Source organism: Paenibacillus sp. FSL P4-0081 (assembly GCF_000758565.1).
Classification (GTDB): domain Bacteria; phylum Bacillota; class Bacilli; order Paenibacillales; family Paenibacillaceae; genus Paenibacillus_AQ; species Paenibacillus_AQ phytohabitans.
The window spans coordinates 5,466,831-5,487,686 of the sequence record NZ_CP009280.1 but is presented as its reverse complement, the minus strand read 5'-3'; the positions used below and the strand labels follow the sequence as shown (position 1 = coordinate 5,487,686).

General features: G+C 53.5%; 25 protein-coding genes. 23 read left to right on the top strand and 2 right to left on the bottom strand.

Features of this window, described 5'->3' with window-relative positions; translation table 11 throughout:
• Nucleotides 1-4: 4 nt before the first annotated feature.
• On the bottom strand, nt 5-958 hold the full coding sequence (locus tag P40081_RS23665; RefSeq protein ID WP_144026131.1) for a DUF1385 domain-containing protein: 954 nt from the start codon (nt 956-958) through the stop codon (nt 5-7).
• Between the two features lie 207 nt (nt 959-1,165).
• Between P40081_RS23665 and P40081_RS23660 the strand changes: the two genes are divergently transcribed.
• The 4 genes from P40081_RS23660 (at nt 1,166) to P40081_RS23645 (ending at nt 4,909) form a co-directional block, all read left to right on the top strand.
• Nucleotides 1,166-1,657, top strand: a complete 492-nt coding sequence (locus P40081_RS23660) for a YqhR family membrane protein (protein ID WP_042138742.1) — start codon at nt 1,166-1,168, stop codon at nt 1,655-1,657.
• Nucleotides 1,658-1,732: 75 nt separating this feature from the next.
• The gene (locus tag P40081_RS23655; protein WP_042138741.1) at nt 1,733-2,803 is read left to right on the top strand and encodes a M24 family metallopeptidase; all 1,071 of its coding nucleotides are present in this window, start codon (nt 1,733-1,735) and stop codon (nt 2,801-2,803) included.
• Nucleotides 2,804-2,848: 45 nt separating this feature from the next.
• Nucleotides 2,849-3,406: an elongation factor P gene (gene efp, locus P40081_RS23650; RefSeq protein WP_039295482.1), complete on the top strand. Its 558-nt coding sequence runs from the start codon at nt 2,849-2,851 to the stop codon at nt 3,404-3,406.
• A gap of 249 nt (nt 3,407-3,655) precedes the next feature.
• A complete protein-coding gene (locus P40081_RS23645; protein WP_042138740.1) occupies nt 3,656-4,909 on the top strand; it encodes an aspartate kinase in 1,254 nt (417 codons plus the stop codon).
• A gap of 716 nt (nt 4,910-5,625) precedes the next feature.
• On the opposite strand, the gene P40081_RS23640 is transcribed toward P40081_RS23645, so the two are convergent.
• Complete coding sequence (locus tag P40081_RS23640) at nt 5,626-6,492, bottom strand: YitT family protein (protein WP_042138739.1); 867 nt, start codon at nt 6,490-6,492, stop codon at nt 5,626-5,628.
• Between the two features lie 341 nt (nt 6,493-6,833).
• Here P40081_RS23640 and P40081_RS23635 point away from each other — a divergent pair, with 341 nt between their 5' ends.
• From P40081_RS23635 to P40081_RS23545, 19 genes are all read left to right on the top strand, one after another.
• A complete protein-coding gene (locus tag P40081_RS23635; RefSeq protein WP_042138738.1) occupies nt 6,834-7,097 on the top strand; it encodes a YqhV family protein in 264 nt (87 codons plus the stop codon).
• Between the two features lie 82 nt (nt 7,098-7,179).
• Entirely contained in the window at nt 7,180-8,181 is a 1,002-nt protein-coding gene (spoIIIAA, locus tag P40081_RS23630; protein WP_042138737.1) for a stage III sporulation protein AA, read from the top strand.
• Nucleotides 8,174-8,692, top strand: a complete 519-nt coding sequence (spoIIIAB, locus tag P40081_RS23625; protein WP_039295486.1) for a stage III sporulation protein SpoIIIAB — start codon at nt 8,174-8,176, stop codon at nt 8,690-8,692. Before spoIIIAA ends, spoIIIAB begins: the two co-directional genes overlap by 8 nt.
• A 13-nt stretch (nt 8,693-8,705) precedes the next feature.
• A complete protein-coding gene (gene spoIIIAC / locus P40081_RS23620) occupies nt 8,706-8,909 on the top strand; it encodes a stage III sporulation protein AC (protein ID WP_020426549.1) in 204 nt (67 codons plus the stop codon).
• 9 nt (nt 8,910-8,918) lie between these two features.
• The gene (gene spoIIIAD, locus P40081_RS23615; protein ID WP_039295491.1) at nt 8,919-9,308 is read left to right on the top strand and encodes a stage III sporulation protein AD; all 390 of its coding nucleotides are present in this window, start codon (nt 8,919-8,921) and stop codon (nt 9,306-9,308) included.
• A gap of 46 nt (nt 9,309-9,354) precedes the next feature.
• Nucleotides 9,355-10,638 (top strand): stage III sporulation protein AE, encoded by a 1,284-nt coding sequence (gene spoIIIAE, locus P40081_RS23610; RefSeq protein ID WP_042138736.1) that lies wholly within the window; start codon nt 9,355-9,357, stop codon nt 10,636-10,638.
• 73 nt (nt 10,639-10,711) lie between these two features.
• Entirely contained in the window at nt 10,712-11,515 is an 804-nt protein-coding gene (locus tag P40081_RS36575) for a stage III sporulation protein AF (protein WP_052421958.1), read from the top strand.
• A gap of 54 nt (nt 11,516-11,569) precedes the next feature.
• Nucleotides 11,570-12,208 (top strand): stage III sporulation protein AG, encoded by a 639-nt coding sequence (gene spoIIIAG / locus P40081_RS23600; protein WP_039295496.1) that lies wholly within the window; start codon nt 11,570-11,572, stop codon nt 12,206-12,208.
• A gap of 78 nt (nt 12,209-12,286) precedes the next feature.
• Nucleotides 12,287-13,177 (top strand): SpoIIIAH-like family protein, encoded by an 891-nt coding sequence (locus P40081_RS23595; RefSeq protein WP_042138735.1) that lies wholly within the window; start codon nt 12,287-12,289, stop codon nt 13,175-13,177.
• A gap of 271 nt (nt 13,178-13,448) precedes the next feature.
• A complete protein-coding gene (gene accB, locus P40081_RS23590) occupies nt 13,449-13,958 on the top strand; it encodes an acetyl-CoA carboxylase biotin carboxyl carrier protein (RefSeq protein WP_039295500.1) in 510 nt (169 codons plus the stop codon).
• A gap of 56 nt (nt 13,959-14,014) precedes the next feature.
• Nucleotides 14,015-15,358, top strand: a complete 1,344-nt coding sequence (accC, locus tag P40081_RS23585; protein WP_039295502.1) for an acetyl-CoA carboxylase biotin carboxylase subunit — start codon at nt 14,015-14,017, stop codon at nt 15,356-15,358.
• Nucleotides 15,359-15,477: 119 nt separating this feature from the next.
• On the top strand, nt 15,478-15,894 hold the full coding sequence (locus P40081_RS23580; RefSeq protein ID WP_039295505.1) for an Asp23/Gls24 family envelope stress response protein: 417 nt from the start codon (nt 15,478-15,480) through the stop codon (nt 15,892-15,894).
• Nucleotides 15,895-15,966: 72 nt separating this feature from the next.
• Nucleotides 15,967-16,506, top strand: a complete 540-nt coding sequence (gene amaP / locus P40081_RS23575) for an alkaline shock response membrane anchor protein AmaP (protein ID WP_039295507.1) — start codon at nt 15,967-15,969, stop codon at nt 16,504-16,506.
• Between the two features lie 15 nt (nt 16,507-16,521).
• Nucleotides 16,522-16,755, top strand: coding sequence for a DUF2273 domain-containing protein (locus P40081_RS23570; protein WP_042138734.1), 234 nt, complete (start codon nt 16,522-16,524; stop codon nt 16,753-16,755).
• Between the two features lie 144 nt (nt 16,756-16,899).
• Complete coding sequence (gene nusB / locus P40081_RS23565) at nt 16,900-17,349, top strand: transcription antitermination factor NusB (RefSeq protein ID WP_042138733.1); 450 nt, start codon at nt 16,900-16,902, stop codon at nt 17,347-17,349.
• Between the two features lie 31 nt (nt 17,350-17,380).
• Nucleotides 17,381-18,238, top strand: coding sequence for a bifunctional methylenetetrahydrofolate dehydrogenase/methenyltetrahydrofolate cyclohydrolase FolD (gene folD / locus P40081_RS23560; RefSeq protein ID WP_042138732.1), 858 nt, complete (start codon nt 17,381-17,383; stop codon nt 18,236-18,238).
• 9 nt (nt 18,239-18,247) lie between these two features.
• Nucleotides 18,248-19,633: an exodeoxyribonuclease VII large subunit gene (gene xseA / locus P40081_RS23555; protein WP_042138731.1), complete on the top strand. Its 1,386-nt coding sequence runs from the start codon at nt 18,248-18,250 to the stop codon at nt 19,631-19,633.
• A complete protein-coding gene (gene xseB, locus P40081_RS23550) occupies nt 19,605-19,862 on the top strand; it encodes an exodeoxyribonuclease VII small subunit (RefSeq protein ID WP_039300434.1) in 258 nt (85 codons plus the stop codon). Before xseA ends, xseB begins: the two co-directional genes overlap by 29 nt.
• Nucleotides 19,849-20,796 (top strand): polyprenyl synthetase family protein, encoded by a 948-nt coding sequence (locus P40081_RS23545; RefSeq protein ID WP_042138730.1) that lies wholly within the window; start codon nt 19,849-19,851, stop codon nt 20,794-20,796. The genes xseB and P40081_RS23545 overlap by 14 nt, the downstream gene beginning before the upstream one ends.
• Nucleotides 20,797-20,856: the final 60 nt, after the last annotated feature.

The following is a 20,856-nucleotide window of genomic DNA, read 5'->3' as shown; positions in this document are numbered from 1 at the left end:
CTAATCATCCTTTCGCAGGATCCAAAATGCCGCCTGACACACTTGCCTCCGAATATCCTCTTGCTTCAATTGCGGCATCCAGCTCCCGCATCCGGTTGAACGAGGCGATGGACACCTCAACCATATCGTCTTTAGGTTCTTTGGTCGTCAGCAGCTGCAGCCACAGACCCGGATACCCCAGATACTTGAGCCCGGGAATATCTCTCACGGCATTGGTGCCCTTCAGCACCTCAAAGGAGATCCCGATGACTACCGGCAGGAGAATAATCCGCTGCAGTACCCGTTCCATAAGATTATCCCATGGGACAACAGAGTAGATAATCACACCGAGGATAATGGTCAGCATCATGAAGCTGCTTCCGCAGCGGTAATGCAGACGGCTGTATTTCTGTACATTCTTAACAGTCAGTTCTTCGCCGGCTTCAAAAGCACTGATTACCTTATGCTCGGCACCGTGATACTGGAACAGCCGTTTGATCACCGGAGTCTGTGAAATCGCAAACAGATACACGAGCAGGAGAATCAGCTTAATGCCGCCTTCAACAAGGTTGTGCAGAATATAGTTATCGAATGCATTCTTGAATAAAAAATCTTCTACGAATACCGGCACCAGTGTGAAAATAACCTTGCCGAAAAGGAAAGAAAGAATACCCATGACAGCTACGCCGAAAATCATACCGAGGCTCCAGCCTTCATCTTTCTTCTTGTCTTTATCTTTCTCTTTCTGCTTGGCAAGCTCTTCAGGCTCTGTCTCATCCTCGGCATAGGATTCCGCCGAATAATTCAGGTGCTTCGAGCCTTTGGCGCTGGAATCTATAATACTGACAATGCCGCGAAGCAGCGGAATCTTGCGCAGTTTAAGGACCCAGCTCTTATCGCTCTTCGGCACCTCCAAAAATGTGATTTCCTGATTCTTCCTTCTTACGGCTGTTACGTTGATATGCTTGCCGCCGAACATGACGCCTTCAATGACGGCTTGGCCGCCGTAACTGGGAGTTTCCTGGGACAACCAATTCACCTTCCCGTATTTTAATGTGATTTATATAATACATTGTAACTAATTTTTAAGCACATTACTAGTTGGATTGCCGTTTGCTGTACATACTAGTCTATAGAGAGCGGAGTGGAAACCGGATTAACCCTATATTGAAAGTGAGGCTGCTCTATGAGTTCTTCCAACAAGCAAAAGTCAGTCCATACGAATCCGTTTTATTTTGCCATTGAACTGGGATTTTTCGCCGGCATCATCTGGGGAGGAGCCCGCTGGCTGATGTATGTCCTGCATTTCACCAAGGTGATTCCGGGATTTTTGGCGGAGCCCTTCTTTAAACATGACTTTTTGGTGTCGCCCGCCGGGCATCTGCTCGGATATTTATCCTTTATCGTCTTCTCGGTGATCGTTTCCCTGGTCTACGTGCTTATCTTCCGTAAGCTGAAGGGGCCTTGGCCGGGGATGATTTACGGTGTGCTCTGGTGGTCGGCCCTGTTCCTTGCCGGCTCCTGGCAGTTCCTGATGCAGCCGCCTTTCAGACTGCCCTGGAACTCTGTAATCAGTGAATTTTGCCTCTTTTTGCTCTGGGGATTATTCATCGGATATACGGCGGCGATTGAGTATACCGATGAGCGGAAACGGGAGCAGCAGACAAAGCTGGCTTAAGCGTCCGAAAAAACTTCTCAGGTGGCATGCCACTATGTTAAAATACAATGTGGCTATTTCGAGAGGAGAATGAAAATGAGCAACAAGCGCGTCTCCAAGCTGCGTAAGGTTTTGCAGGAACAGGGACTGGATGCGATGTTAATTACCAGCGGCTATAACCGCCGCTATTTGAGCGGATTCACCGGCTCCTCCGGTTATGTGCTGGTTACCGGTGATGACAGTTATCTGCTGACTGACTTCAGGTATATGACACAGGCCTCGGAACAGGTAAACGGCCTGAAGGTTGTTCAGCATGCTTCGAAATTCATTGACACCGTACGCGAGCTGCTGCCGCAGGGCGGACAAGTCCGGGTTGGATTCGAGCAGGATGATGTAAGCTTCAGCGCGTACACTGCCTATGCGGCGGCTCTGCAGCCGGCTGTTATGGTGCCGGTATCCAAAGCCGTGGAGAATCTGCGCATGTTCAAGGACGAAGAAGAGCTGGCTGTCATGCAGCGGGCGGCCGATCTGGCCGACGCCACGTTCAGTCATATCCTGAATGTGATCAAACCAGGCATGACTGAACGTGATGTCGATCTGGAAATGGAATTCTACATGCGTACCCATGGTGCAACCTCGTCTTCATTCGATACGATCGTTGCTTCCGGCGAACGCTCGGCCATGCCGCATGGCGTAGCCAGCAGCAAGATCATCCAGAACAATGAATTCGTAACCTTCGATTTCGGCGCTCTGCTGGACGGATACTGCTCCGATGTAACACGTACGATTGCTCTGGGATCGCCAGATCCCAAGCTGAAGGAAATCTATGATATTGTGCTTGAAGCGCAGCTGCATACGCTGGCACATATCAAGCCGGGCATGACCGGCCGCGAATGCGATGCCCTGGCCCGTGATATTATCACCCGTTACGGATACGGGGAGTATTTCGGCCACAGCACAGGCCATGGCCTGGGCATGGAGGTTCATGAATCTCCGCGTCTGTCCAAGCTTGCCGATGAAATTATGGAGCCGGGCATGGTTGTTACCGTTGAACCGGGAATTTATCTCTCCGGCCTCGGCGGCGTGCGGATTGAAGATGATATTGTCATTACCGAAAGCGGCATCGCGCTGCTGACACATTCGTCTAAGGAATACACGGTACTGTAAGACAAACTTATTCAGTTAATTCATCGATTCCAGGAGGGATTTTTAGTGATTTCAGTTAATGATTTCAAGACAGGTTTGACCGTAGAAGTAGAAGGGGATATCTTCACCGTCATTGATTTCCAGCACGTGAAGCCGGGTAAAGGCGCGGCATTCGTCCGCTCCAAGCTGAAGAACCTGCGTAACGGCAATACCGTTGAGCGCACATTCCGTGCAGGCGAAACAATCGGCCGCGCGATCATCGAGAACCGTGGTGTACAGTACCTGTATGCCAGCGGTTCTGAGCATGTATTCATGGACAACGAAACATATGACCAGTTCGAGTTGACTGAGAAGCAGCTGGAGTGGGAGCTTAACTTTCTGAGAGAGAATATGACGGTAAATATCGTCAGCTACCAGGGTGAAATCCTCGGGATCAACCTGCCTACAAGTGTTGAACTGAAGGTTACTGAAACAGAACCGGGCGTTAAAGGCAACACGGCTCAAGGTGCAACTAAAGCGGCTGTTCTGGAAACCGGACATACTGTACAGGTTCCATTGTTCATTAATGAAGGCGATGTTCTCCTGATCGATACCCGTGAAGGTAAGTACATCTCCCGCGCGTAGTAGCTTACGTAGCTCCGGATTCAACGTTATTCAAGACGGCCTCCCCGCAGTATGCGGCGGAGGTTTTTTGTACAGCTTCAGCTGAATATAATTTGCCGTGCCAGGCATAGAGGAATGGCCATGTTCGGAAAATTGGGCGCTTTTTTTGTGAAACCATTAACGCATGTTATGATTTTCGTATTATACTGTGTTAAAGCGAAAACCAAATAAAAGCTACTACTTACAGCGAAATAGGGAGTGAATGGGACTTTGTCACTTTATGTCATGAAATTCGGAGGCAGCTCCGTCGGCGATATTGAACGTATGAAGCGTGTCGCCAAGCGCATCGCAGATAAGCAGGATGAGGGACATCGCTGCGTTGTGGTTGTGTCCGCTATGGGGGATACAACAGATGAACTGATCGATCAGGCTAAACAGCTGAACGGGCAGCCTCCCGCACGGGAAATGGATATGCTGATGACTACGGGGGAACAGATCTCTGTAGCGCTTCTGTCCATCGCTCTTCATGGAATCGGGCGGAATGCTGTATCCTATACAGGCTGGCAGGCCGGGTTCCGAACCGATGAGACCCATGGCCGTGCGCGGATTAGTGAAATCGTTCCACGCCGTGTTCTGGAGTCGCTGGAGCGTGAGCAGATTGTTATCGTTGCCGGGTTCCAGGGGATGACACTGGACGGTGAGATTACCACGCTGGGCCGCGGAGGTTCGGATACAACGGCGGTTGCGCTGGCTGCTGCGATCAAAGCGGATGTCTGCGAAATCTATACCGATGTAGACGGCATCTATTCCACAGACCCGCGTATTGTGAAGACAGCGCGGAAGCTGAAGGAAATCTCGTATGACGAGATGCTGGAGCTGGCTAATCTCGGTGCAGCCGTGCTGCATCCGCGTGCAGTGGAATATGCCAAACGATATCAAGTGAAGCTGGTCGTCAGATCGAGCTTTAACCATAATGAAGGAACTGTTGTGAAGGAGGACGCAAGTATGGAGCAGGGTGTAGTAGTTAGCGGCATCGCGTATGACAAGAATGTGGCCCGGATCAGTATTCTGGGAGTTCCGGATGTTCCGGGTGTACTCGCCCAGGTCTTCGGCAAGCTGGCTGAAGAGGGTGTGGACGTCGATATCATCGTACAGAGCGGCGTTCAGAATCAGACCGCAGACTTCTCCTTTACCGTAGCCCTTAGCGATCTGGAGAAGGCTAAGCAGGTCATTGAAGGATTGCACAGTGTGCTGCCGTACCGTGAAGTGACTTCCGAGGATAGTCTGGTCAAGGTGTCGATTGTCGGCGCCGGCATGGTCAGCCATCCGGGGGTGGCGGCCCAAATGTTCGAGGTGATCTCGAACGAAGGTGTGAGCATCAAGATGGTCAGCACCTCGGAGATTAAGGTTTCCTGTGTCATTGAATCCGGCAATCTGCAGCAGATTATTCAGGCGCTGCATACGGCTTATAATCTCGACACCGCAGAGCAGGCCTTCGTCGGAGGCCCGCAGGACCGCCGGTAAGCTTCTGGATTGTAATTCTACAGCATGGACAACATCGGGGATGTTTCTTTGGCCGGAAGGCTGGAGGGCATCCCTGTTTGGCGTCTGGCGGCAGGTGAGCCCTGAATTAATTTGGGGCTTGAGCGAAAAACCGACTACATTGTGCCATCGATAGGGTAGACGAGCCAAATATATGCGAAAAACCGAATACATTGTGGCATCGATAGGGTAGATGAGCCAAATGTATGCGAAAAACCGAATACATTGTGCCATCGATAGGGTAGACGAGCCAAATGTATGCTAAAAACCGAATACATTGTGGCATCGATAGGGTAGACGAGCCAAATGTATGCGAAAAACCGAATACATTGCGCCATCGTCAATGTAAAGCGAATAATGTATAACACAAAGACACAAAGACAAGATCCTATTAGTAACTAACCATCATTAGTCAAAAAGAGTGCTGTTCCCCGCGCGAGCGGAGAGCAGCACTCTTTTTGCATAGTAAATGTGGCTAGCAACGGTATAGGCGATATGCTTAATTGTAATTGTACTTTGTACAACTAAATCGTCTGATTTACTAGCGATTATCCATATAGTTGTATTTCGTACAATTAAACTGACTTTGTACCTTGATTCCCGCCCATTTAGGCGAATTTAGTTGTACGGAATACAGTTATAAGATGTCCGCATCCCTTTTCGCTGGTTTTAATTGCACATTATACAACTATCCTCGTTTAACTCAATCGTCTGAACCGGCCCATAATCTCCACCGTCTCCAGCACGTTGACGAAGGATTTCGGATCTGTCTCAAGAATAGTCTTGCGCAGGTCAGCCAGCTCGTAGCGGGTAGTTACCGTCATCAGCATCGTATTGCCTTCATGACTGTACCCGCCCTCCGCATTTACGACGGTGACGCCGTGCGGCAGACAGGTCAGGCGGTTCAGCATTTTCTCGCGCTCCTTCGTGACAATGAAGCAGGTCAGCTTGACGTGGCGGATGTGGATCATGTCAACTACACGGCTTTTGACGAAAATACAGAGCATCGCGTACAGCGCCGAATCCCAGCTTTTGAAGAAGCCCAGGCTTAGGATGACCAGACCGTCCATCACAAACAGCACGGTTCCCATAGGAATGTCCCGCTTGCGGGTAATAATGGAGCCCAGAATATCGAATCCGCCGGAAGATCCCCCCGCACGCAGCGAGAAGCCGACACCGCCGGCAATGATCACACCGCCGAAGATACTGGCCAGAATCGGGTCCTTGGTAAGCTTCACCACAGGGATGATATTCAGGAACCAGGTAGTGGAGATAACCGACAGCATGCTATAGCAGATGTATTTCTTCCCCACGGCTACGAAACCCCAGATCAGGATCGGCAGGTTGATGGCGAAATAATACAGCGAGATATACTTAGGATTCGTTAGGTAGCCAATAATGGATGCCGTCCCGGCCACGCCGCCGCTGAGCAGCTGATGCGGAATCAGGAACAGCCGGAGCCCGCCCGCTACCAGAAAGGCTGAAAAAATGATAATGGCTACTTCTTTTACCTGTCTGGCTACTGTTCCCGATACGAGCGGTACTACGAAATTACGAACTTGCATGACTGTGATCCCCTCTTTTTCCGATGTCTTTATCTACATTTCTGCGGCGCTCGGACCCACTCCAGAAGCAGTTAGGAAGGCTTAGTTTCTCCAGCTGCCTGCCCTTCTATTTTCCAAAGCTCCATTTTATTGCACGCGCAAAATTAATTTTATCATACCGATGATATTTTTTTATAGAGGAGAGCACTATGATTTCTTTCACACCTGCTTAAATCTCTGCTAGCTTCCTGCATTTCTTCTTGTCTAAAGTGGACAGCTTCTGCATATCCATGGATAACAGCTTGTTTATTGCGCAGCGGATTCTTTGGTATCCATAGATTTGTACAAGGGAGTTGAACAGTATGGACAAGTATGTGAGCTGGATGGCGGGACTTCGGCTGCTGTCAGGCAGTGTAGAGATTGCTGCTGCACTGATTATGCTGAGGCTGAACCAGGTGGATAAGGCGCTTGCGGTTAATTCCGGGCTGGCGCTGGTCGGGCCGACAATCCTGATTCTGACCACAGCGGTCGGCCTGACGGGGATGGCCCAGCAGCTGTCGTGGGGCAAGCTCGGCTGGATCGGCTGCGGCGTGGCCTTTCTCTTAATCGGCATTCTGAAGAAATGATAGATGATAGTCATAAAGTACAAGTACAAGCATAAATATGGAATAAAGCTATTAAGTAGAGGACAACTTGGGGGTACTTTGTATGGCTAATGATTGGCTTCTATTGTTTCCCGAAAAAGTAAGAGCGCTGCTCGGCGGCCTCCCCGCTGCGCTCCTGGACAAGGTGGAGGAAGTGCGCGTCCGTGAAGGACGGCCGCTCGAGATTAATTACTCCGGCAAATATCATTTTGTCGGCGTGGACGGCAGTCTGACACAGCTTCCCGTTGAAGCCTACAAGCCGGACCGGGAGGATACGCACCGGCTGCTGGACCTGATCAGCAATCATTCGCTGTATACGATGGAAGAGGAGCTGCGCAAGGGCTTCATCACGATTCCCGGCGGGCACCGCATCGGCTTATCCGGCCGGACAGTCTTAAGCGGCGGGGGGGTTGAGCATCTCCGCGATATTACCGGCTTCAATGTGCGGATTGCCCGCGAAGTGCACGGGCTGGCAGACGGCGTGCTGCCTTATCTGCTGGACCGGGGACGGCAGCGGATTATGCATACGCTGATCCTCTCGCCGCCGCAGCATGGCAAGACCACGCTGCTGCGCGACCTCGCCAGGCAGATCTCGGCCGGAGGGCAGGGCGGACGCGAGGGCAGCCGCCCCGGTCTCAAGGTCGGCATCGTCGATGAACGCTCGGAGATTGCCGGCAGCCGCCGCGGAATCCCCGCCTTCGATGTCGGCCCGCGCACGGACATCCTGGACGGCTGTCCCAAAGCGGAAGGCATGATGATGATGATCCGCTCGCTGTCGCCCGACGTGCTGATCGCCGATGAGATCGGCCGCCTGGAGGATGCGGATGCAGTAACCGAGGCGCTGCACGCCGGCATCTCGGTAGTCGCTTCCGCGCATGGCAAGGAAGTGTCCGAGCTGGCCCGCCGGCCCGGCCTTGGCGGTCTGCTGGAGCACCGGATGTTCGAGCGGTATGTAATCCTGCACCGTTCGGAGTCAGGCCTGTCCTTCCGCATCCTGGACGCCCAGAAGCGCGGGCTGCTGCTGATCTCTCCGGAAGAGCGGATAGGCGGTGACCGGCATGCTTAAGCTGCTCGGGGCAGTGCTCATCGTGCTTGCGGGCACGCTGGCCGGCTTCAAGCGGGCTGCCCAGTATGCTGACAGGCCCCGGCATATCAGAGGCCTGATCGCAGCGCTGCAGCGGCTGGAGACGGAGATCCAGTACGGCTATACCCCGCTGCCGGAGGCGCTTCGCCGGATCGGGATGCAGAGCAAGGAGCCGCTTAGAGCATTCTTCCTCACCGCAGCGGAAGAGATGAGCCCGCCGCATAACTGCAGCGCCGAGGAAGCCGTGCAGCGGTCCATGGAGATTCACTGGAGCAGCGCTTCCCTGAAAGGAACAGAGAAGGAAATTTTCCGGCAGCTCAGCTGCACACTCGGAACCAGTGACAGATCGAATCAGAGCACGCATATTGCACTGGCTTTACAGCAATTGAAGCAGGAAGAGACAGCGGCCAGAGAAGATCAGGGCAAATATGAAAAAGTGAGCAAAAGCCTGGGTCTGCTGCTTGGAGCATTGATCGTCATTTTGATCTTTTAGCGAGGTGCCAGGAATGAATATTGAAGTCAACGCGATCTTTCAGATTGCCGGCATCGGCATCATTATCGCCATGATCCACACGGTGCTTAAGCAGATGGGCAAAGAGGACATAGCTCACTGGGTAACAATTGTCGGTTTTATCATCGTGCTGTTCATGGTCATCCGCATGCTGGACGGACTGCTTCAGGAAATCAAAACGATCTTTCTTTTTCAATAGGCTGGGGTTATGGAAATCATTCAAGTAGTGGGAATAGGAATTCTGTCGACCGTCCTCATCCTTGTCCTGAAGGAACAAAAGCCGATGTTCGCTTTTCTGCTGACTACTGCGGCAGGCATACTGATTTTTCTGTTCCTGATCGGCAAGATCGGAACGATTCTCGGCACGCTGGAGCGGGTGGCAGAATCCTCCGGGATGGAAATGATCTACATCAAAACCGTGTTTAAAATCATCGGCATTTCGTATATCGCGGAGTTCGGGGCACAGATCGTGCGGGATGCCGGACAGGAATCGATCGCTTCCAAAATCGAGCTGGCCGGCAAGGTGCTGATCATGGTGCTGGCCGTACCGATTATAAGCATCATTATAGAAACGGTGATGAAGCTGCTGCCTGCCTGAGATTCAGACGGAGTAGCGGAAGGCCACAGGAAAGCGGGGTGAGGGTGTGCAGGAGCGCAGTATTTTTCGTCCGCCAAAAGGGTGCAGGCTGCTCGTTCTGCTCCCCTGTCTGCTGCTTCTGCTGTGTGCAGGAACCGCTTATGCAGCTCCGGCTTCTCAAGCGCAGACACAGACGCAAACGCAAACGCAAGCGCAAACGGGAGCGCAAACGGGAGGCAGCGGAGTCTCCTCATCCCCTGTAGACCAGTGGGTGAAGGGGCAGGTCGAGAGCCTTCCGACAGACGGGGTGGAGACGTACTGGGATCAGCTGATGAAGGACTACGGGGGCTTCTTCCCGGAAGGCAAAACACCCTCGCTGATGGATATGCTGCTGCCCGGAGAAGACGGATTAAGCTTCAAAAGCGTATTGTCCGGCCTGACCCGCTTCATGTGGCATGAGGTCCTCTACAACGGCAAGCTGCTGGTTACGATTGTGATGATCAGCGTGCTGAGTATGATTCTGGAGACGCTGCAGACCGCTTTTGAACGGAAATCCGTCAGTAAAATCGCTTATATGCTCTGTTACATGGTGGTACTGGTCATTGCCGTGAACAGCTTCAACATCTCCATCGGCTACGCCAAGGATGCCATTGACCGGATGATCGACTTCATGATGGCGATGATTCCGCTGCTGTTCGCACTGCTGGCTTCGATGGGCAATATCGTAACGGTGTCGGTGACCCATCCGCTGATCGTGTTCATGATCCATACAGTGGGTACGATGATTCACACCATAGTGTTCCCGCTGCTGTTCTTCTCGGCGGTGCTGCATCTGGTGAGTGCGATGTCGGAGAAATATAAGCTGACCCAGCTGGCCAACCTGCTGCGCAATATCGGGGCCGGATTGCTCGGAGTACTGCTTACCGTCTTTCTCGGGGTAATCTCGGTCAGAGGAATCACCAGCTCGGTCACTGATGGTGTAACCATCCGCGCCGCCAAATATATCACAGGCAATTTCGTGCCGGTTATCGGCAAAATGTTCGCAGATGCCACTGATACCGTAATCTCGGCATCACTGCTGGTGAAGAACGCCATCGGGCTCTCAGGGGTCATTATCATCCTCTTCCTCTGTGCTTTCCCGGCAATCAAAATTCTGGTGCTGGCCCTGATCTACAACGTAGCCGCCGCCGTTATGCAGCCGCTGGGTGAAACGCCGATTGTGACCTGCCTGCAGACGATCGGCAAAAGCATGATCTACGTGTTCGCCGCGCTGGCTGCCGTATCGCTGATGTTCTTCCTGGCCGTCACCATCATGCTGACCGCCGGGAATGTCACCGTAATGATGCGGTGAGGCGGATATCATCCGGGTCCGTTTGTATGAGATATGAGGCAGGTTGTGTAAACAAACTTTCAGGAGGTGCGCCATGAGCTGGCTCAGCGGATGGCTCCATGAACTGATTCTGGTGGTGCTGATGGCCGCGTTTGTCGAGATGCTGCTGCCCAGCAAATCCATGGAACGCTATGCCAGGCTGGTGCTCAGTCTGCTGGTTCTGCTGACGATGCTTAGTCCGATCGTCTCCATGCTCAAGGGGGACGCCAGCAAGGAGCTTAGTCTGGCCATGGAGCAGCAGGAGCGGAGCGGCGGGCTGCTCTCAGGTACTGGGGACGGCGCGGACTCGCTGGAGAAGATTCTGGCGGACGGGCGGATGCTGGCAGAGGGGGCGCGTGATCAGAGCCTGAAGCTTGCCGCCGAAGAAATAGCAGGGCAGATGCGCGATCAGATTGCCGGCAGCACCGGCATCCGCGGGGTGAATGTTACGGTAACGCTGGGCATGGGGCCGAATCCGAGTGCGCCTCTGGGCGAAGAGGTGCCGGTGATCTCTTCGGTCACAGTAGATATGCCGGTGGCGGGAGCGGTTGCTGCAAGCGGCATACCGCGTTCAGCAGAGGGCTCACAGCCTGCTGCAGGCCCGGCACCCGAACCGATACGGATTACCCCTGTAGAACCGGTCCAGGTCAGCCTGGACAAGGACGGGGCGGCAAGTGAAGGCTCTGGAGCCGCAACGGGTGCTTCGCAGCCTTCAGCCGCAGGAAACGGGACGCAGGAGGAACAGGCGGCAGCGGTTATAGAGGCCGAATCGGTCAAAAGGCTGCTCGAGCAGAACTGGAACCTGGACCCGGATTCGATACATGTGCTGAGCGGCGGCACCAGCGCCGTGAAATCATAAGACAGAGACCAGGGAACACAAGGCAGAATGCCATATACAGAAGGAGGGAAATCAATGGCCAATTGGCTGAAAAAGCTGGAGCAGTGGGCCGGCGGCGGAAGCGGCAATCCGAAGAGGAGTCATACTTTCCGCTGGCTGATCATTATTGGCTTGCTGGGCGTTGCTATCATGCTGTTCAACTCCTTCGTGAATGTGAAGAAGCTGGACAGCGAGAATACGGGACGTGAACCGCCCGTAAGCGAGACCTCTCAGGCGGTCCTGCAGCAGGAGGCGGTGCAACCCAATTCTTTTGACAGCATCGAGCTGGCGATGGAGAACCGGACGAAGGAGATTCTGGAGAAAATCGTCGGGGTCGGCACAGTTGACATTATGGTCACCGTGGATTCCACAGAGGAAATAGTCGTGCAGCGCAATATGAATGATTCGCAGGCGCAGAGTGAGGAAACCGATGCCAGCGGCGGTAAACGCCATACTACACAATACACCAGGGACGGCGAAATCGTAACCTACAGCCAGTCCGGCGACGAAACCCCGATTATCACCAAACGGATCAAACCCCAGGTGCGCGGTGTGCTGGTTGTCGCCAAAGGGGCAGAGAATAAAGTGGTGCGTAACCTGATCGAGCAGGCTGTCGAGAAAGGGCTGAACGTGCCGAGCTACCGGATCTCCGTCGTTCCGCGCAAGCAGGAATAGGCGTTCAGCTTACAAGCCAGACATACGCAAGCGAATTCGTAGAGGCATATTCAATAAAACTTTTAGGAGGAATCACAAATGAAGGGCAAAAGACAAACGATTTGGCTGGTTTCAATGCTCAGTTTAATGGTGGTGCTCTCGGCTTATTACCTGTTCACGGAAGACACTGGAGCTTCCATTCCCAAAGAAACTGCGGGCAGCATTCAGGTGGACACCGTGAAGGACGGGACGGGCGGCGGGACCGCTACTACGCTTGACAGCGGGCTCGTGATCAACGAAGTACCAACTGATGATTCCGTTACTGCCGATGCGGGAGCCCAGACAGATGACAGCAAAACTGCTGCTGTAACTGAGGATGCCGGCAAAGATGCTGCAGACAAGACCGCAGCCGCTGCCGTGACGGATGACAGCACATCCGCAGCAGTAACAGATGACAGCAGCGCAGCAGCTAACAGTTCCAACGCTGACAAGGATACGGCCGCAGCAGATACAGCGGACAAGACAGAGAAACCGGCTGCAAGTGCCGACAAATCAGCAGCAGCTTCCACAGAGAAGACTCCGGCCAAGGATGATGCGGCTATTCTGGATGAAGTAGCTTCCCAGAGCGTATCGGCCAGCAGCATGTTCACGAATTACCTGTATGAACGCGAGCAGCAGAATCTTAAGGACCACAATGATCTGCTGGCCCTGATTAATGACATGGATAAGACACCTGCGGAGAACGCGGTTGCCCAGGAACAACTCAGCAAGCTGGAGGAAAAAGAATCCAAAATCACCGGAATTGAAGAGCAGCTTCAGCAGAAATACGGTGAAGCTATTGTGAAAGAGGAAGCCGGAGATGCGTACACAATCGTAGTGCTCAGCGATAAGCTGGATGTGAAGCAGGCCGTGGGCATCGTTGACCTTGTAATGAAAGAACTGAGTGTGTCCCAGGACAAGATTAAAGTCCAATACGTATCGGAACAGTAAGCCCTCCTGAATTAAATGAAAGAAAATAGAATAAAATGCCGAAAGAGCCCGGGCACGTCCCGGGCTCTTTCCATTTCTAGCGTTTGTGATATAATACATAAAGTTATCTTGAAATATAAGAAGAATACGCAGGCAGCGGTTATCCTGAAAGCGATTCTAAAGAACCGCAAGCAGACCGAATCACAGGTTTCCCGGGAAGAACGGAATATCGTACCCTGTTTATCTGCGTCCAAAATGGCTTCGAGAGAAAGCTGAAGGAGTGAACTACCCAATGTTCAAGTTAAGCGAGATTAAGGAATTAATTAAATTGCTGGACCAGACCTCTTCCGTACATGAGCTGGAGATTGAAAGCGAAGGTATGAAGCTGGCTATCCGCAAACCGGATCGCCCTGAAGCTGATGGAACAGCAATCCAGGCGACTCCTTATGCCTACCCCTTTACGCCAGCACCGCAGCCGCAAAGTCCGCAGCATGTTGCTCCTCCGGTTGTCAGTGAAGTTCCTGCTGTAACGCAGCAGCAAGCATCCTCCGCTGAAGGCGCATTACATAAAATCGTCTCTCCGATGGTAGGGACCTTCTATAGTGCTGCTTCTCCGGAAACACCGTCCTTTGTAAGTGTGGGAGACCGGGTTCATGAGAAATCAACGGTCTGCATCATTGAAGCCATGAAGCTGATGAATGAGCTGGAAGCGGAAGTGAAAGGCGAAATCGTCTCCGTCCTGGCCGAGAACGGCCAGTTAGTGGAATACGGCCAGCCGCTGTTTCTGGTGAGAGCGGAATAATTGCCGCGAGAATCATGAGGAGCCTGCAAGCTTCGCTAAACTTTGGGAGGAAAAGCATGAACATTCAAAAAGTGTTGATTGCCAACCGCGGCGAAATCGCGGTCCGCATTATCAGGGCCTGCCGTGAACTGGGCATTTCCACCGTAGCAGTCTATTCGGAGCCGGACCGGGATTCACTGCATGTCCGTCTGGCTGATGAAGCGTACTGTATTGGTCCGATGCCCGCCAAGGACAGCTATCTGAATTTTACAAATATTATGAGCGTAGCTACGCTCACCGACTGTGATGCCATTCATCCCGGTTATGGCTTCCTGGCCGAGAATGCGGATTTCGCGGAGATTTGTGAATCCTGCAATATTACATTTATAGGCCCTTCTCCGGATGCGATCACACGGATGGGTGACAAGGCTGTAGCCAAAGAAACCATGAAGCTGGCCGGAGTTCCGATTATTCCGGGCTCTGACGGGCTTGTCGGCGACATAGAGGAAGCGGTTATGCTGGGCCGTGATATTGGTTATCCGATCATCGTCAAGGCCACAGCAGGCGGCGGAGGCAAAGGCATCCGCATTGCCGAGGACGAAGCATCACTGGTGAAGCAGATTACAGCTGCCCAGCAGGAAGCGCAGAAGGCTTTTGGCAACGCTGGTGTGTATCTTGAGAAATTCCTGACCGGCATGAAGCATGTGGAGATTCAGATTATCGCCGATAATCATGGCAATGTAGTCCATCTGGGTGAACGGGACTGCTCCGTGCAGCGCCGCCGCCAGAAGCTGATTGAAGAAGCGCCTTGCTCCGTGCTTACCCCGGAAGTCCGTGATGCAATGGGTCAAGCGGCTGTACGGGCTGCGCAGGCGGTAAATTACTCGGGAGCGGGTACGCTGGAATTCCTGCTGGGGCCGGACGGACAGTTTTACTTCATGGAGATGAACACGCGTATCCAGGTTGAGCATCCGGTAACTGAGATGGTCACGGGCGTAGATCTGATCAAGGAAATGATCTCTGTGGCGGAAGGCAACCCCTTGTCCTTCACCCAGGAGGATATTGTGATCAACGGCTGGTCAATCGAATGCCGTATTAACGCCGAGGACCCTGAACGTAATTTCATGCCGTCTCCGGGCAAAATCGGCTTCTATCTGCCGCCGGGCGGACTTGGAGTGCGGGTGGACAGCGCGGCTTATCCGGGCTACACCATTTCACCTTTTTATGACTCGATGATCGCCAAGCTGATCGTCTGGGCGCCGACGCGCTATGAAGCCATTGCCAAGATGAAACGGGCTTTATCCGAATTCGCTGTGGAAGGCATACATACAACCATACCTTTCCATCAGAGATTGCTGGAGCATCCGGTATTTTTGGACGGGAATTTCGATATCAAATTCCTGGAAGAGTATGAAATTTAGGACGACTTCTCATTGTTTGTCATAAAGTTCGTCAAATGATATAGTATGTTTAATAAGAGACGTGCTGCCTGCTTGAAATGCCCGAATAACTTTTTTACCGGAAAGGTGTGAAGTCCAAAATGAGTACATTGCCGACAGAATACGAACGTACGGAAATTGGTGAGATCCAGATTGCTCCTGAAGTGATCGAGGTTATCGCAGGTTTGGCAACCGTAGAGGTTAAAGGCGTGGCCGGAATGAGCGGCGGTTTCGCCGGAGGAATCGTGGAGCTTCTCGGACGCAAGAACTTGTCTAAGGGCGTTAAGGTTGAAGTTGGACAACGCGAAGCTGCAGTGGATGTATCCGTAATCATTGAATACGGCAACCGTCTTCCTGAAGTGGCTGCTGAAATTCAGCGCAACGTTAAGCGTTCCATCGAAACCATGACCGGTCTGACTGTGGTAGAAGTGAATGTGCATATCCATGATGTGCAGTTCAGAAACGCCACAAGTGTTGACAAAAGCGAAGATACAGACGCGGTTATCCGCGTGAAGTAAAGGCCTTTGTTCTTCCATAAACCCCCGACGTACGTCGAGGGTTTACCTTAATTTAAGGAGGTTATGTGACTCGTGGCCAAAATTCTGGACAGGCTTCTGCTGTTCCTTTACAGCTTAAGTATCGGAATACTATCTGTAATTGCCATCCTCCTCTTGAGCGGCGCCATTCCGGACACGTTTGAGATTCCTGACGGGCCGGGGGCCTATATCGCTGCGATTACAGCTGCGGTTATTCTTTTCCTGCTGAGCATCCGTTTCTTCTACATCTCCCTGCGCCGCGACCGTGCTTCCCTGCCGTCCGTGGATCAGCGTACAGAGTATGGGGACATTCAGATCTCCATGGAAACCATTGAGAACCTCAGCCTCAAGGCTGCAGGCAAAGTGAAGGGCATCCGTGATCTGAAGTCGCGCATCCGCGTCTCGCAGGCCGGACTTGAAATTATGATCCGGGCAGTTGTGGACGGCGAGCATTCCCTGCCTCTGCTTACTACGGAGGTGCAGCGCCAGGTGCATGATTTCGTGCAGGAAACAACCGGAATTCCGGTAGCGGATGTATCTGTATATATTGCTAACCTCACACAGTCACCAAGCTTCAAAAGTCGAGTGGAATAGAGGTGAGTTTCCCTTATGTCTTGGAGAGAAGTATGGGAAAGTCACGGGGGTAGAATTGCCGGAGTTACCTTCGGGGTCGTTCTCGGTCTGATTTATCTGATTAGCGGTTTTTGGGATATGCTGTTCTTTGCACTGGTAGTGTTCATCGGATATACGCTTGGCAAAAGAAAGGATACCGCACAGGCTCCCCTGTTTCAGTGGCAGGAGCTCGTGAGCCGGCTGTCCGGACGCTGGCGTCCCTTCAAATGAACCGCGATAGTCTTTCTCCCGGAAGCCTGGAACCCGTTACTTTGAGTTGCTGACCTGCGGAAGAACGGCTGCGCGGTTTTTTGGTAAGAAGATTTAAGAAATTCAAATACAAAGTATGCTAGTTAAAGACTGTAGGAGGAACAAATGAAAAGACGTTTAGCGAGAGAAATTATTGTCCAGAGCCTGTACCAGATGGAAATGAATGATGTGGAAGTTACTGAGGCTGTAGAAATGCTCATTGAGGAAGCTGCAGATGAGAACGAAACCGAACGCGTCATCACTGACGAGACCGAGCTGAAGGCTTATGTGATCGCCCATGTAAACGGAGTCTGGGAGCACAAAATGGCCATCGACGAAATGCTGGAGCATTACCTCAAAGGCTGGCAGATGAGCCGCCTGTCCCGTGTTGACCGTCAGATTCTGCGTCTGGCCACGTTCGAGATGATCTTTGCCAGTGATGTGCCGGCTAAGGTAGCTGTCAATGAGGCAATTGATCTGGCCAAGCATTTCGGCACCGATGATTCCGGTAAATTCGTGAACGGCGTACTCGGCAAGATGATTCAGGATGTAGATACGCTTAGAGCGGATCTGTAATCGTTAAATAGACAAAAGGGGAGAGACTTACATGACAGCAGCGATTATCAGCGGTAAACAGGTATCGGACGAAATTCGGATCAGCATTGCCCGGGAGGTTGCAGAGCTTACGGAACGTGGCGTTAAGCCCGGTCTTGCTGTCGTTCTGGTCGGTGAAGATCCGGCTTCTCAGGTCTATGTGCGTAATAAGGAGAAATCATGTATTGAGCTGGGCTTCCATTCGGAGGTTCACCGGCTGGATGCGGCAACCAGCCAGGAGGAGCTGCTCGCTCTGGTGGCTGATCTGAACGGCCGTGATGATATTGACGGCATTCTCGTGCAATTGCCGCTTCCGAAGCATATTGAAGAGAAGGCAGTCATTAATGCCATTTCCGTGGAGAAGGATGTTGACGGGTTCCATCCCGTCAATGTAGGGAACCTGGTGATCGGTGATGACAGTCTGCTCCCTTGTACCCCTGCGGGAGTCATCGAATTGATCAAACGGACAGGCACTGATATTTCCGGCAAGCATGCTGTGGTTATCGGCCGCAGCAATATTGTCGGCAAGCCGGTGTCCCTGCTGCTGCAGCGTGAGAATGCCACGGTTACCATGTGTCATTCACGCACCGCGAATATGGCTGAACTCAGCCGCCAGGCCGATATTCTGGTAGTTGCCATCGGCCGGGCTAACTTCATCGATGCTTCCTTCGTGAAGCCGGGTGCAGTTGTCATAGATGTCGGAATGAACCGCCTGGATACCGGCAAGCTTGCCGGTGATGTCGATTATGAGAGTGCCTGTGAAGTCGCCGGGTTTATTACGCCTGTGCCGGGCGGAGTAGGGCCGATGACGATCACGATGCTGATGAGCAACACGCTGATCGCGGCCAAACGCCGCCACGGCCTGAAGTAGGCTAAGCTTATGGCGGCAGAGCGGCAGGTCTACTCCATTAAGGAACTTAACAAGTATATCCGCATGAAGCTGGATTCGGATGCGGTGCTCTCCGATGTATGGATCCGCGGTGAAATATCGAATTTCACCCACCACGGAAGCGGGCATATGTATTTCACGCTGAAGGATGAGAGCAGCCGGATCAAGGCGATCATGTTTGCTTCACATAACTCGCGGCTGCCTTTTGTACCGAAGGAAGGAACCAAGGTCATCGCCAGAGGCAACGTGACGGTCTATGAACGGGATGGGCAGTATCAATTCTACGCCACCCACATGCAGCCGGACGGAATCGGCAGCCTGTATCTGGCTTACGAACAGCTGAAGAGCAAGCTGGAGCAGGAGGGGCTGTTCGCAGCGGCGCGCAAGCGTCCGCTGCCGCGGTTCCCGCGCGTGATCGGTGTAGTTACCTCGCCGACAGGAGCGGCAGTGCGGGATATTATCATCACCCTGCAGCGCCGTTATCCGCAGGTGGCGGTGGTGCTCTATCCCGTGCTTGTACAGGGTAAAGGCGCCGGCCCTTCCATTGTGAAGGCCATCGAGAACCTGAACGCCATGGGCGAGGCCGATGTGCTGATTGTAGGGCGCGGCGGCGGCTCCCTGGAGGAGCTCTGGGCCTTCAATGAAGAGGCCGTCGCCCGCGCGATTGCGGCCTCCAGAATTCCGGTCATCTCGGCCGTCGGCCACGAGACCGACTTCACGATCGCCGACTTCGCCGCCGATCTCCGTGCGGCAACCCCTACGGCGGCAGCGGAGCTTGCCGTTCCGAGCGCAGCCGAGCTCGCCGGGCAGCTGCGCACCGCCCAGCAGCGGCTGCGCCAAGGGCTGCTGCGCCGCTCACAGCGCAGCGGCGAGCGCCTCGCGGCGCTGCAGCGCTCGCTGGCGCTGGCCGGCCCGCGCCGGCAGCTGGCCCAGCACGCGCAGCGGCTGGACATGCTGCGCGCGGCCCTGGTCCGCGCAGCCGAGGCAAGGCACAGCCGCGCGCAGGGGCGCAGCGCGCTGCTGCATCAGAGCCTGCAGCGCTTCCATCCGCGGGACAGCATCAGCGCTGCCCGCCGGCGCACGGATAGCCTTACCCGTGAGCTGACGGGGGCCATGCAGGCGCGCTTCCAGGATAAGCGCGCACGCTATGTGGCTGAGCTGCGCCATCTGGATGCGCTCAGCCCGCTCAAGGTTATGTCACGGGGCTACAGCCTCGTGTACGACGAGAACGAAGAGCATTTAATCAAATCGCTGAAGGAAGTTGAAGTAGGCGATAAGGTGAACATAAAGCTTAATGACGGACAGCTAAACTGCCAGGTATGGGGAATGAAGGAGGATGTTAAAACGAATGGCGAAGGAAGCGGAACTGGATTTTGAGGGAGCCATGGAGCGCCTGGAGGGAATCGTGCGCGAGCTTGAGCATGGCGACGTTCCCCTGGAGAAGGCGATTGATTTATTCCAGCAGGGAATGAAGCTGTCGCAGCTCTGCGGCAGCAAGCTGGAGCAGGTAGAGCGCAAGATCGAGATGATTACGGTAGAGGATGGCGAGCTGCGCAAGAAGCCATTCGGAGCCCGGCTGGAAGGCGATGGCGATGAGTCGTTCTGAGCTGGAACCGGGCAGCAGTGAATCGGAAGCACACGGGCGCGCACCGCTTGAGCAGTATATTGCAGAGGTGGGCCACTGGGTTGCTGATGCGCTGACGGCAACCCTGCCAGCGCAGTGGACTGTGCCTCAGGTGCTCAGGGAGGCGATGGACTATTCGCTGCAGGCCGGAGGCAAACGCCTGCGCCCGCTGCTGGTCATCGCCGCCTGTGAAGCGCTTGGCGGCAGCCGGGAGGCTGCGCTGCCCGTAGCGGCAGCGATTGAAATGGTGCATACCTATTCATTGATTCATGATGATCTGCCGGCCATGGATAATGACGACTACCGGCGCGGCAAGCTCACGAACCACAAGGTCTTCGGGGAAGCTGCGGCGATCCTGGCCGGGGATGCTCTGCTGACGCATGCATTCTATAGCGTGGTACAAGCTTCGCGTAAATTTGGCGTTCCGGCAGAGAATGTGCTGTCCATCGTTGAGGATCTGGCCGAAATGGCCGGTCCGCGCGGAATGGTCGGCGGGCAGGTTGCCGATATGGAAGGCGAGCAGGGCTTAACCGATCTGCATCAGCTTCAGTATATCCATCTTCATAAGACAGGCGATCTGATGATCTTCTCGCTGCTGGCGGGAGGCAGGATCGCCGGTGCGGATGAGCGTCAGCTGGAGGCGCTTCGCCAGTTCGGTACGCAGATTGGCCTGGCTTTTCAGATTCAGGATGATATCCTTGATCTGGTCGGCGATGAGAGCAAGCTGGGCAAAAAAACCGGCAGTGATATCAAGCAGCAAAAGGTGACCTATCCCTACTTCATCGGCCTGGAAGCCTCGCGTGAAGAGGTGAAGCGGCTGACCGCTGCAGCGCACAGCGCGGTCCTTGAGGGCGGATTTCAGGATCATACCCGGCTGCTTGAAATTGCAGATTATTTGATGTCACGCGATCATTAGGTACATTTCGGAAACGGCTGTGTTTCGACAGCCGTTTCGTTTGTGTTATAATGGGGTTTA